Here is a 12,571-nt window from a genome sequence, read left to right on the forward strand (position 1 = left end):
AGGATCAGTCCATTTCTGTAGTCTGCCTGTTGTTCTTCATCGTCAGTTGAAGTAACAGCTTTACCTCCGGCTACAGTAAGGATGATTGAAAAAATCATTTTAATGGCTTCAGCCAGCCCATTAAAAAATTACTTTCCAACTATCTGATTTATTAGAGGTATTGTCTTTCATTAAGATAGCGAGTCCTGGTGGTTTAAAAATAAAGACACAGTATTATAATGAAAATAACACATCATTAAATATTGAATTTGCTAACTCGTTGTGTGATGCTGAAATGATTTTATTGCATATTATTAATTTCTGGGATGAATGTTATGAAAGGAAAATTTTTGTGTGGTTTATTGGTTTCGCTATTAATTAGCGGATGCGGTGACGATAACACCCCTACAGAGAAAGTCTTGAAAGAACAATTTAGTAATCAATTTCATGGGCGTCTTATCCTTGATTCAATTGATATCAAGGAAACATCGGTTGATGGAAATAAGAGAACATATGCTGCTGATGGCTTACTTTCTACTGGCTACGATCTGTATACGCCAGTTGCCTCGTTAACTGATTATATTGTTGTTCAAAAATCGTGGGATAAAGGCAAAGATATTAAATTCTCAGCAACTTTGAACAGTCTTGGTAATAAAGATACTGGATGGAAAACAATATTTTCTTCATTACAAATGTCAGAAACACCAAAAGGCAATCCAATTCCTAATGTGGAAACTGACGGTAAATATATCATCATGGATGGAGCAGGTTTTGATGATAAAATAAATGCAATTAAAGATGAATATGCCAGGAAGAAAACAAAACTAAACGAATTAAATAATGATATCGCAAAAGTTAAAACTAATATATTAGTTATTAATAAAGAAATCGATGAGTATTGGGGGAAAGGGGAAGATGGAAAAACACAAAGCCGTTATTTTGTTCAGCGTGATTTGAATAAAGAGCTGGAACTCTTTAATAAAGAAAATGCTCCTTATTATTTTGAGAAGAAGTACAATGCTGAAGTTTTCGACCCAGCAATGAAGGCTCGCCGGGAAAAATTAAAGAATTACAGGTTGAGTGATTTTGATGACATAAGGGCGGAGAAACGTGCTGTATTAGAAAAACATAAAGAAGAATACTCCGTAAAATATAATGAAATTAATGAGAAGATAAAAGCGAAAATGAAGGTGCTCGATGATGGTTTACAAGAGTTGATAGCAAAGAAACGTGGTCTCATACAGCAGCAATCAACCATCTCAGACGAGATTCGCAATCTTGATTATCAATATAAAAATTGGGTAAATTTTATGGAAGAGCTAAATAAAAGAAAATAACTGACTATTATTATGAGTGATAAAAAAGAGACTGAAATCTGGTCTCTTTTTTTGAGCCTGTCAGTAATTCTATGTAACTGCTAATATATTAAAGGTGATTGCTCAGGCGGTCACCGAACTCGATAATAAAGCGACTCATCGCCAGCCGCCAGTTCTGGATCGGCATACTCCATTTTTTTGATGCATCCTTGATTGCCAGATAAATAACCTTTCGTACCGAGTCATCCGTCGGGAACACTTTGCGTTTCTTAATCGCGGCACGGATCACGCTGTTCAGGGATTCGACTGCGTTTGTAGTGTAGATGGTAGATGGTCTTGCGGATATCCGGCGGATAACTGAAGAGCGTATTGAGGTTTTCCCAGTGCGCACGCCAGCTTTTGCTGATTTGCGGATATTTCGGGAAGACGCTGTTTATCGCATCCGGGAAGCCCTTCAGACCGTCCACACAGGCAATCAGGATGTCCTGAAGGCCCCGTTTTTTCAGCTCCATCAGCACGCTTAGCCAGAACTTTGTGCCTTCATTTCCGGACAGCCACATGCCGGCAACGCTTTCTGACCTTCGGTATTGATCCCCAGCGCAGGGAAAACTGCTTTGTTTATCACACTGCCATTCTGATGAACTTTGACAACATACAGTCCATATAAACAAAGGGATACAGCGTATCCATTTGTCGGTTTTGCCACTCAATGACCTGCTCTTTTACGGCGTCGGTGACTTTAGATATCAGCGTGGGCGACACATCGGAGTCGTACATTTCTTTGAAGGTGGCAACGATTTCGCGGGTAGTCATGCCTTTGGCGCAGAGGGATAAAATCTGTCTGTCCATCTGCGTAATGCGCGTCTGGTGCTTCTTAATCAGCTGTGGTTCGAAGGTATTTTCACGGTCACGCGGCGTGTTCAGTTCGATCTCGCTGTTATTGCATAACACCGTTTTTGACGAGTAGCCATTGTGGGTGTTTGAGCCTGTTTTGGGCGCATTTTTCTCATACCCGGGGTGGTCAGCCAGCTCCGTATTGAGCGCTGTTTCGACGGTAAGCTTCGTCAACATGCGGGAAAAAGCATGGAGATCGGCTTCGGTTTTAAGGCCTTCAGCCACTTCAGCCGCAAGGGCTTTGAGTTTCTTTTCGTCCATAATTGCCTGTCTCTGTTACTGGAGTGAACATATCAAAAACAGGCACTTACACAATTTTAATTACAGTCTCACGCCCGGTCGCCCCTACGCAGTTGCACTTCCTTTCATTTGCTGTGGCCAGTTTGCGGGAAGACTTTCACCTTCAGTAATTAAGTTCGGGGTGATCTTCTTTACTCAATAAATTATTTTTGTCGTTCAGCTCCTCACGGACTTTTGCCAGTGACTTCTGAAAAGCCGGGATTGTTTGCAGCCTTGCAAACTCTACTGCTCCCACATAACGACCAGCATCAACATCACTTTGCCAGTGAGCACCACATATCACTCTGCTTTGCCCGAACTCCCATCCTCGTCTGGCGAGCTCCTGCGCGCGTTCCGGTCTGGCCTCGGATAATACTAATGCCAGAAGTGTACCATAAGCAGTATGCCCGGAAGGGTAAGAGCCATCTTTTCGCAAAGTATTCTCATCTTCAGGACGGCAGGTGGAATGATTAAATAAGACAAAGGGGCGGGTACGCATATAATATTTTTTTGCCGAAGCAGTAGCGTAGTAGCCGCCCATTTTCAGAAGATTCTGTAACATATTCCAGGTTTCAGGCGTATCTTTGGGATTAATTTTAGCACCCACTACTGGCGAGAATATTCTGGCTATATTTTCCACGCTTACATCTGCATCCTCAGCAGCTTGTTTCCATCGTGGGGAACCCTTTATCGCATAGCCCTTGAAATAAGCCTCCTTATCATAGCGGAAAGCCGGATCATCATTACCTGGCGGTGGTGGTAAGTAGAACTGACTGTTCACTGATTCTTCAGGAGAATGAAAGGGTTGCACTGTTTCTGCTGATGTATATTTAGCTACGATCAGTGGTAGAAAAAATACTAAATAACGACTTTTCATAAAGACTCACTCCGGATCAGGCAATAATAAACAGATGTAATCCTATAATGATTTATTGCAATGGTTATTCAACATACAGGTAAAAAAGCAGGACGCTGTACTGGCATTATCCTCTACCCATACCGAACTGACTGCAGCGGACAACAGAACAATACTGGTACTTCCGGCTAACAGCATTTTGTTTAACTTTTCTCCCCGGTTGTTTTTTATCTGCGTGCCTGACTGACACGCATTAGGTTAAAATGTTTACGTAATAACAAACTATGAATAAGTATTTTAAACTATGTGCCCTGTTACCCCGACAACTACCACCAGTCATGATGTGCTGAGTATTAATTTATGATTATGAACAAGAGTCGTAAACAATATTTAAGAATAAAGAAACCGAAAAAGAAAAAATGCCAAAATTGGCGAAGGGATTATTGTTTTCAGTGATGAAAAAGTTCATGGCGGAGATATTGGATTCACTTGTCGGGGCTAGCGAACCGTCAGATGGAGTGATACGCGTTATTACTGGTAATAATCTCCCTGTAGCTAAGTAAGCTTTTGACCCTGGCCCAAAGGTGAGCGGCTGATCGCCGAAGCGCTGGGCGTTGCGCCAGAGAAAATCTGGCCTTCTCGTTATAGCTAGTCAGACCAGAGATGGGGGCTACGGATTTCCATTCCCAGAAAAGCAAAAACCCAGCCATAGGCTGGGTTTTCTGAATAAGTGGTGCCCGGACTCGGAATCGAACCAAGGACACGGGGATTTTCAATCCCCTGCTCTACCGACTGAGCTATCCGGGCAACGGGGCGCATTAAACCGTAAAGGGGCGCGGTCGTCAACGGCTTTACACGAAAAAAGTGATAAAAGCGCGCTGACTGCCTGCTTTTCAGGCAAAATGCATAAAATCAGTACCCGTCAGGTGAGCGCGCCACCCTGACGGCACTGTGCAAAACGCAGAATATCTTCCGCCAACCGCTGAGCGGTATCTACATCAGCCTGACTGCGGTTGACCAGCATTCGGCTGAGACAACCTTCCAGCACCAGCTCCATCTGCCTTGCAACCATCGCCGGATCGTCAATTTCCAGCGTGGTCAGTAGCTCATGGGTAAAATCATGTGCCGCGCGTTTTTGTTGATTGGCCAGTTGGTGAATAGGATGGGTTGGGTCGGGATAAAACGTACAGGCGGCAATGAACAAGCAACCAGGATAACGGTTATTACTGACACATTCCGAAAGCGCGCTGTAGCGTGCCAGTAGCTTTTGTTCAGCAGAAAGCGTCTCATCAAGAAGAAGCTGGCGTCGCCAGATATCTACCTGCTGACTCAGATAACGTAGCGCGTCATATAAAATGGCTTCTTTATCTGGCCAGAAACGCTGTAATGTGTCGAGTGGGCGATTTACGCGCTCCGCCACCATTTCCAGCGTAGTATCGGCTATCCCTTGCGTCTCCAGTAATTTCAGGGCTTCTCCCAGAATATCTTCACGTTGCACGGTATTCTCCTCCGTCTTTGCTTTTGCAAGTGTCGCTCACGGTTGGCGATCGTGCAAATGCGCGCTAAAGGTGGCGGCGTCCATAAAGCCGGTGACTCGCGATTGCGGCTGTTCCTGGCCTTGGGCATTAAAGAACAGAATGGTGGGCAGCCCGAGGACTTGCAGATGCTTTAACAGCGCGACATCCTGCGCATTGTTAGCGGTGACGTTAGCCTGCAAGAGCACCGTGTCGCCGAGCGCCTGCTGGACCCGCGGATCGCTGAAGGTATACTTTTCAAACTCTTTACAGGCCACGCACCAGTCGGCGTAGAAATCCAGCATAACGGGTTTGCCTTTGGCCTGCGCCAGCGCCTGATTGAGTTCGTCCACGGTAGAAATAGCCGTGAAATTGAGGTGCGCTGGAGCTTGCGCGGATGGCGATCCGAACGCCCAATCCTGTAGAGGCCGCACGCTAATGAGCGCTGCCGCCAGCAGGATAATCTGTACGATACGCATCCACGCTCGTCTGGCCTGAAGGCTGGTGATAAAGGCCCAACCAAAGAAAGCGACGCCCAGCAGCGACCACAGACGTAAACCCCAAGCCTCGCCAATAATCCGCTCCAGTAAAAAGACCGGTAACGCGAGGATCACGAAACCAAAAGCGGTTTTAACATGCGCCATCCACGGGCCGCTTTTCGGTAACAGGCGGTTGCCAAACACGGTGACCAGCATTAGCGGCAGACCCATACCTAATGCATACAAATACAGCGTGCCGCCGCCCAGCCACATGTTGCCGCTCTGAGCGATATAAAGCAGGATCGCGCTTAACGGCGCTGTAGTGCAGGGCGAGCAAATTAATCCGGCAATCGCCCCCATAACAAAAACACCGCCGGGCGAGCCGCCTTGCTGACGATTACTCATTAATGTCAGCCGGGTTTGCAGTGAGGAGGGGAGCTGTAGTGTGAACAGGCCAAACATCGACAACGCAAGCAGGGTGAACACGATGGCAAGGCCGATTAACACATAAGGGTGCTGCAGCGCCGCCTGAAACTGTAATCCCGCTGCGGCGACGACCAGACCCAGTGCGGTATAGGTCAGCGCCATCCCTTGTACATAGATAAAGGCCAGCAGCAGTGCGCGCCCCGTCGACAAACGTTGCCTTCCCCCCAGGACAATACCGGAAATCAGCGGATACATGGGTAAAACGCAGGGCGTAAAGGCGATGCCTATGCCGATCAGCAGTGCCCAGAGCGCGGAAAAAGGTAGCTGGGCGGCGGGTTTTGACGTCTCACTCGTCTGGGTGACAGCAGGCGTCGGCGTGGCGTCTATTGCCGCGGCGACTTCACTTAGCGGCACCGTTTTCGTTTCCGGCGGATAACAGAATCCCGCATCGGCGCACCCCTGGTACGTTATCGTTAATGTCGCGCCAGCCGCCGCCTGGTTAACCGTTACCGGAACGTTTAGCCGCTTACGGTAGATTTCGCTTTTTCCGTAGAACTCATCTTCATGCCAGACGCCTGCCGGGAGTTGGACTGCGGCGATATCCGCTTTCGTCGGCGTGATACTGATTTGTTTACGGTAAAGGTAGTAACCCTCTTTTACCTGCCAGGAGAGGGTAAGATCGTGTTGATTTTGCTGAAAATCAAAAACAAACGCCCGGTCGGCAGGGACGAACTGCGAGCGACCCGGCGCGTCGAATAATCCGGCGAAGGCGGATGTGCTGCACAGCAGCAGGATCAGCGTAAAGATGCGTTGAGCCATGAGAGGTAATCAGTATCTCCGTGAGTAACAGGTAAAACCAGAAGTTCAGGCGTTTGATACGGGTGATGAGACTTCAGGCAGTCGATAAGCGCTTGCTGATGTGAAACGGTGGTTTTTAAGATCATTTGAACTTCATACTCCTGCTCCAGTTTGCCTTCCCAGTAGTACAGCGATGTCGCGCCGGGGAGGAGGGTGGCGCAGGCGGCCAGTTTTTCCGCCAGCACTTTGGCGGCCAGATCCTGGGCGGTAGCTTCATCCGGGGCGGTACAAAGCACCACAACGGCCTCGGGGATGGAAATATCCTGACTCTTAACATCAAGCATAAACACCTCGAAAGAACAAAAAGACCCGCAAGTGAACGGTCACTATACAACGGACGAGGGCAGGATGTTAGTCAAAGGGCGGGAGAATGCGGGGCGTGATACGCCCCGCGGGTGAAACACTTACAGCATAAAGCTGCCCAGCAGGAAGCCGAAGCAGACAGCCAGAACGACGCCCAGGGTGCCTGGGATGAAGAACGGGTGGTTAAAGACGAATTTACCGATACGGGTTGTACCGGTGTCATCCATCTGTACCGCCGCAACCAGAGTCGGGTAGGTCGGCAAAATGAACAGGCCGGAAACGGCGGCGAAGGAAGCGACTGCCGTCAGCGGAGAGACGTTCAGCGCCAGCGCCATCGGCATCAGCGCTTTCGCCGTTGCCGCCTGAGAGTAGAGCAGCGCGGAAGCAAAGAAGAAGATGACGGCCAGCAGCCACGGATGACCCTGGATGACGCTACCCGCAGTGTCTTTGATCCAGTCGATGTTAGCGGATACGAAGGTATCGCCCAGCCACGCCACGCCCAGAATACAGATACAGGCGCTCATCCCTGCTTTAAAGGTACTGGAGTTGAGGATGGCGTCAGTTTCCACTTTACACAGGATGGTGGTCAGCGTTGCGACGCTCAACATGATGATCAAAATAGCGTTGGTGGTGTTCATCAGCGGTTTCTCAACCAGGCCGAGGCTCGGACTGTTGACAATCGCATAAACAACCACGCAAATAACGCCCAGCAGGAACAGCCAGACGGAATTTTTTGCCATCGGTTTGATTTCAATCTGCTTTTCACCACGCAGTTCAATCAGCCCTTCTTCCAGACGCTTGCGGTAAATCGGGTCGTCCGACAGTTTGGAGTTGAACAGCATCGTGACCAGGAAGGACATCACCAGCACCGCCAGCAGCGTAGAGGGGATAACCACGGACAGCAGGTGAATGTAGCTAATGCCATGACCTTCCATAACAGAAGACATATACACCACGGCCGCAGAAATCGGCGAGGCGGTAATCGCAATCTGCGCGGATACCACGGCGGTCGAGAGCGGACGGCAAGGTTTGATTCCCTGCTCCTTCGCGACTTCAGCAATAACCGGCAGCGTTGCCAGGGAAATGTTCCCGGTACCAGCAAAAATAGTCAGGAAATAGGTCACAATCGGTGCGAGGATAGTGATGTATTTCGGGTTCTTACGCAGCAGTTTTTCCGTCTGGTTTACCAAATAATCCAGACCGCCCGCGACCTGCATAGCAGAGATCGCGGCGATAACCGCCATGATGATGGAAATGACATCGAATGGAATTGTCCCTGGCTTCACGCCGATGGCGGCAAGTACCAGAACACCCAGCCCACCTGCGAATCCAATACCGATGCCCCCAAGTCTGGCGCCCAAAAAGATTGCCAGCAAAACAATGATAAGTTCGACAACTATCATATTAGCCTTCCTTGTTGTTTAACAAGTTGATATTAAATTGTTGTTATTTGGTAACTTCTTGTAAGAAAAAAGGCACGTCATCGTGACGTGCCTCTTTGGTACTACCCTGTACGATTACTGTTCGCTTTCATCAGTATAACGTTTAGCTTTATAAGCCGGGTGCATCAAGTTCTGTACGGAGAAAATATCGTCCAGCTCGGCTTCCGTTAACAGGCCGCGCTCCAGCACAACTTCACGTACGCTCTTACCGGTTTCAGCACAGATTTTACCGACGATGTCGCCGTTGTGGTGGCCGATGAACGGGTTGAGGTAAGTGACGATACCGATGGAGTTATAAACGTACCCTTCGCACACTTCTTTATTCGCGGTAATGCCGTTAACGCATTTTTCCAGCAGGTTGTAGCACGCGTTGCTCAGAATGTGGATGGATTCGAACATCGCCTGGCCGATAACCGGTTCCATAACGTTCAACTGCAACTGACCGGCTTCCGCCGCCATCGTAACGGTGGTGTCGTTACCGATGACTTTAAAGCATACCTGGTTTACGACTTCCGGTACAACCGGGTTCACTTTGGCTGGCATGATGGAAGAGCCCGCCTGCAGTTCCGGCAGGTTGATCTCGTTCAGGCCGGCACGAGGACCAGAAGAGAGCAAGCGCAGGTCGTTACAGATTTTGGACATCTTCACTGCCAGACGTTTCAGCGCGCTGTGAACCATAACATACGCGCCACAGTCAGACGTCGCCTCAATCAGATCTTCAGCCGGAACACAGGCGAAACCAGTGACTTCAGCCAGTTTTTTCACCGCCAGCGGAGAGTATTCTTTCGGCGTGTTCAGACCAGTACCGATTGCCGTTGCGCCAAGGTTGACTTCCAGCAGCAGCTCAGCAGTACGCTCGATGCTTTTCACTTCTTCTTTCAGCAGGATGCTGAACGCACGGAATTCTTGACCAAGCGTCATCGGTACGGCGTCCTGCAACTGGGTACGACCCATTTTCAGGATGTCCTGGAATTCAACCGCTTTACGTTCGAAACCTTCACGCAACTGGTTGATGGCATCGATCAGTTTGACGATAGAGGCGTAAACCGCTACACGGAAGCCTGTCGGATAGGCATCGTTAGTGGATTGACATTTATTCACGTGGTCGTTCGGGTTCAGGTACTGATATTCACCTTTCTGATGACCCATCAGTTCCAGCCCGATGTTGGCCAGCACTTCGTTGGTATTCATGTTGACGGAAGTGCCCGCGCCGCCCTGATAGACATCTACCGGGAACTGGTCCATGCACTTACCGTTGTTAAGGACTTCATCACATGCGGCAATGATGGCGTTCGCCACACTCTTAGGAATGGTTTGCAGCTCTTTGTTGGCCAGCGCCGCCGCTTTTTTTACCATAACCATGCCACGCACAAATTCAGGGATGTCGCTGATTTTGTTATTGCTAATGTAGAAGTTTTCAATCGCTCTCAGAGTGTGAACACCATAGTAGGCTTCAGCTGGAACTTCCCTGGTACCCAACAGATCTTCTTCGATACGAATGTTGTTTGACATGTGAACCTTCTTTTTCAAGCTGCCAATGATTTTTACTTTAAAACACACAGGATATATGTGATTTCGAATGTTTTCTGACCGACGATTATCCCCTCCATCGGCCTGATAAACGAGATCATATGCTGGTTCAGAATTCCTACCGTAATCTGGATCACTTAAAGTGTGGGAATTTACCCCTTATTTATTATTTTGTGAAATAGGTCACCGCTTTAGTATTACTACCTAAAATAGGTGTACAAACCACTTGAAATTTTGCTACGCACCACCATATCGAATCGATGCGAATCGCAACCCCATTCAAATGGTCGTCGCAGACGGCCATGACTTACAGGAGAGTCCTTTGCGCTGGATACCCTTTTTAGCTGTCTTTCTCTATGTTTACATTGAGATTTCTATCTTTATCCAGGTCGCCCATGTGCTTGGCGTCCTGATGACGTTAATCCTGGTGATTTTTACGTCTGTTATCGGTATGTCGCTGGTACGTAACCAGGGTTTTAAAAACTTTTTGCTGATGCAACAAAAAATGGCGGCCGGTGAGAGCCCGGCGGCAGAAATGATTAAGAGTGTATCGCTGATCATCGCTGGCTTACTGCTCCTGTTGCCGGGATTTTTCACCGATTTTCTCGGCCTTCTCCTTTTGTTACCGCCAGTGCAAAAACATTTGACGCTGAAGTTGCTGCCGCATTTACGTTTTTCCCGGATGCCGGGCGGCGGGTTTAGCGCGGGTACTGGCGGTGGCGAAACATTTGACGGCGAGTATCAGCGTAAAGATGACGATCGCGATCGTATTGAACATAAAGACGATCGTCGGGATTAAAGGTAGAGATGCTGGCCGGATAAGTCGCGTGAGGCGTTATCCGGCCAACAGATACGTCTTACGCCATGCGTTTTCGCTTCGGTAAAAACAGCCATAATGCTGCCAGCATGATAATGGCATATAAGCTTTTCCACCCCAGCATTACCAGCAATAACAGGCACAGTAGACAACCCGTCACCGCCAGTGCATAGCAGCGCCCTTTCAATAGTCGACAGCCCGCCAGCATACAAAGCAGATAGAGCATAATAAAAATACCGTTAGCATAGACGATCAGCGCATTGAGGTTAATCTTCAGGGCGTAGACGACCAGGGAACTCACGCAACAACAGGCCAGAATAACGTTTAACGCGTGCAAGGGAAGGCGCCCGGGAGAGAGTTGAGCCAGATAGTGATCGGGCTGATATTGCATTTGCGTCCATATCAGACGCGCAAAACTCTGAGCATACACATTCAGGCTGGCAAAGCAGGTGAGATAACCAATAATGCAGGCTATCCACAACGCCTGGATACCGAAGAGATGAACAATAATAAGCGGTAGCGATGCTGTTGCCGCTATCTTGTCGCTATAGACGCCAAAATGCAGCACCACGGCGGTACAGGTCCAATAAATGGAGCCGGCCAGCATCAGGCCAATGATCAATGCGCGCGGAAAATCACGTTCAGGATTTTTAAATTCAGACGACAAATGCGTAAAAGCCTCAATTCCCACAAATCCCCAGAACATGATCGCCAGGGCGGTACACAGCCGGGAAAAGGTGATTTCGTTTGCGGCTGGGAAGGTGATATCTGCAGGTTTAATCGCGCCTTTCCACAGAATGGCGGCAATAAGCGCGATAATTAATCCAGCGATAATGGCTTGCAGGTTGGCGCTGGAGCTGGCGCCGCGCGATCCCATAAACCATAGTAAACCTAGAGTACCCAGCTCCCCAAATAAGAGCTGTTCGCTTTGCCAGCCAAACAGCGCCTGGCCGAAACCCACCGCAATATGCAAGGCTGCGGGAAAACTAACAGGAATGACTGATAAAAACAGCCAACTGATCACTCGTTGCAGACGCGGGCCAAATGCCATCCCGACAAAATGCGCTACGCCGCCAGCGTGTGGAAAGTGACGCCCCAGCACAGCAAAGACAATCGCAATAGGGAAAATCAAAATAATGAGCAGCGGCCATGCCCAAAGGCTGATGTCGCCTGCCGCCAGCGCAGCCAGCTCCGGAAGCGCAAAAACGCCAGTCCCTAATAATGATGTGGTTAACAAGATAACGCCCTGAACCAACCCAAGCTCTTTTTTTAGTTCATTCATCAGCTCATTATCCGGCGGCATTGTAACGTCAGGTGACGACAGACATTTTTAAGCGTATCACACACGCCTTTTCTTATAGCAGGATGTTCTAAACCTTGGGTAAACGTGAGATAAGTAGCGTTTTTACCGCTTTTTTCGCTCAGAAGAATTTTTTTTCATCTCCCCCCTTGAAGGGGCAAAACCCCATCCCCATCTCTCTGGTCACCAGCCGGGAAACCGTTTACGGGCCGGCGTCACCCATAACTGATAATGACTTTCTCAAAGGAGAGCTATCAATGAGTATTCGTCCGTTACATGATCGTGTGATCGTCAAACGTAAAGAAGTTGAGTCTAAATCTGCTGGCGGCATCGTACTGACCGGTTCCGCAGCGGGTAAATCAACTCGTGGCGAAATCATCGCTGTCGGTAAGGGTCGCATCCTGGACAACGGTACTGTACAGCCGCTGGACGTGAAAGTTGGCGACATCGTTATTTTTAACGATGGCTACGGTGTGAAATCTGAAAAGATCGACAATGAAGAAGTGTTGATCATGTCTGAAAGCGACATTCTGGCAATTGTTGAAGCGTAATCCGCGAACGACACTGAACATACGAAT

Annotated in this window: 10 protein-coding genes, 1 tRNA gene and 2 pseudogenes; 4 read left to right on the forward strand and 9 right to left on the reverse strand. The window is 48.5% G+C overall.

All coding sequences use genetic code 11. The annotated features are described in order from the left end of the window. Window positions 1-314: 314 nt before the first annotated feature. Window positions 315-1,316 carry a DUF1202 family protein gene (locus ACLJRS_RS14650; RefSeq protein WP_000676525.1) on the forward strand — a complete coding sequence of 334 codons (1,002 nt, stop codon included), beginning with the start codon at window positions 315-317 and terminating at the stop codon, window positions 1,314-1,316. An 88-nt stretch (window positions 1,317-1,404) separates the two neighbouring features. Here the strand turns inward: ACLJRS_RS14650 and ACLJRS_RS14655 are convergent. Both ACLJRS_RS14655 and ACLJRS_RS14660 read right to left on the reverse strand, forming a co-directional pair. Then, window positions 1,405-2,450, reverse strand: a pseudogene (locus tag ACLJRS_RS14655) (IS256 family transposase). A 142-nt stretch (window positions 2,451-2,592) separates the two neighbouring features. Next, window positions 2,593-3,345, reverse strand: coding sequence for a non-specific acid phosphatase (locus tag ACLJRS_RS14660; protein ID WP_000842430.1), 753 nt, complete (start codon window positions 3,343-3,345; stop codon window positions 2,593-2,595). A gap of 553 nt (window positions 3,346-3,898) precedes the next feature. Between ACLJRS_RS14660 and ACLJRS_RS14665 the strand changes: the two are divergent. Then, a pseudogene (locus tag ACLJRS_RS14665) lies at window positions 3,899-3,976 on the forward strand (helix-turn-helix domain-containing protein); the annotation flags it as partial. A 79-nt stretch (window positions 3,977-4,055) separates the two neighbouring features. Here the strand turns inward: ACLJRS_RS14665 and ACLJRS_RS14670 are convergent. The 6 genes from ACLJRS_RS14670 to aspA all read right to left on the reverse strand — a co-directional run bounded on the left by ACLJRS_RS14670 (window position 4,056) and on the right by aspA (window position 9,858). Beyond that, window positions 4,056-4,131 (reverse strand) — tRNA-Phe (locus tag ACLJRS_RS14670). Between the two features lie 115 nt (window positions 4,132-4,246). Continuing rightward, window positions 4,247-4,822, reverse strand: a complete 576-nt coding sequence (locus tag ACLJRS_RS14675; RefSeq protein WP_001188509.1) for a transcriptional regulator — start codon at window positions 4,820-4,822, stop codon at window positions 4,247-4,249. Window positions 4,823-4,858: 36 nt separating this feature from the next. Continuing rightward, window positions 4,859-6,562 carry a protein-disulfide reductase DsbD gene (locus ACLJRS_RS14680; RefSeq protein ID WP_000068885.1) on the reverse strand — a complete coding sequence of 568 codons (1,704 nt, stop codon included), beginning with the start codon at window positions 6,560-6,562 and terminating at the stop codon, window positions 4,859-4,861. Then, window positions 6,538-6,885, reverse strand: a complete 348-nt coding sequence (gene cutA / locus ACLJRS_RS14685) for a divalent cation tolerance protein CutA (RefSeq protein ID WP_000887832.1) — start codon at window positions 6,883-6,885, stop codon at window positions 6,538-6,540. The genes ACLJRS_RS14680 and cutA overlap by 25 nt, the downstream gene beginning before the upstream one ends. 120 nt (window positions 6,886-7,005) lie before the next feature. Then, window positions 7,006-8,307, reverse strand: coding sequence for an anaerobic C4-dicarboxylate transporter DcuA (dcuA, locus tag ACLJRS_RS14690; protein ID WP_000637595.1), 1,302 nt, complete (start codon window positions 8,305-8,307; stop codon window positions 7,006-7,008). 114 nt (window positions 8,308-8,421) lie between these two features. After that, window positions 8,422-9,858 carry an aspartate ammonia-lyase gene (aspA, locus tag ACLJRS_RS14695; protein ID WP_000069440.1) on the reverse strand — a complete coding sequence of 479 codons (1,437 nt, stop codon included), beginning with the start codon at window positions 9,856-9,858 and terminating at the stop codon, window positions 8,422-8,424. Between the two features lie 340 nt (window positions 9,859-10,198). On the opposite strand from aspA, the gene ACLJRS_RS14700 reads away from it, so the two are divergent. Next, the gene (locus ACLJRS_RS14700) at window positions 10,199-10,675 is read left to right on the forward strand and encodes an FxsA family protein (RefSeq protein ID WP_001267291.1); all 477 of its coding nucleotides are present in this window, start codon (window positions 10,199-10,201) and stop codon (window positions 10,673-10,675) included. Between the two features lie 58 nt (window positions 10,676-10,733). Here ACLJRS_RS14700 and yjeH read toward each other — a convergent pair whose 3' ends face one another. Continuing rightward, a complete protein-coding gene (gene yjeH, locus ACLJRS_RS14705) occupies window positions 10,734-11,975 on the reverse strand; it encodes an L-methionine/branched-chain amino acid transporter (RefSeq protein ID WP_001670701.1) in 1,242 nt (413 codons plus the stop codon). 275 nt (window positions 11,976-12,250) lie between these two features. Between yjeH and ACLJRS_RS14710 the strand changes: the two genes are divergently transcribed. Beyond that, on the forward strand, window positions 12,251-12,544 hold the full coding sequence (locus tag ACLJRS_RS14710; RefSeq protein WP_000027827.1) for a co-chaperone GroES: 294 nt from the start codon (window positions 12,251-12,253) through the stop codon (window positions 12,542-12,544). The last annotated feature ends 27 nt before the right edge of the window (window positions 12,545-12,571 follow it).

It is taken from the genome of Salmonella sp. SAL00670 (assembly GCF_046552235.1).
Taxonomy (GTDB): Bacteria; Pseudomonadota; Gammaproteobacteria; order Enterobacterales; family Enterobacteriaceae; genus Salmonella; species Salmonella enterica.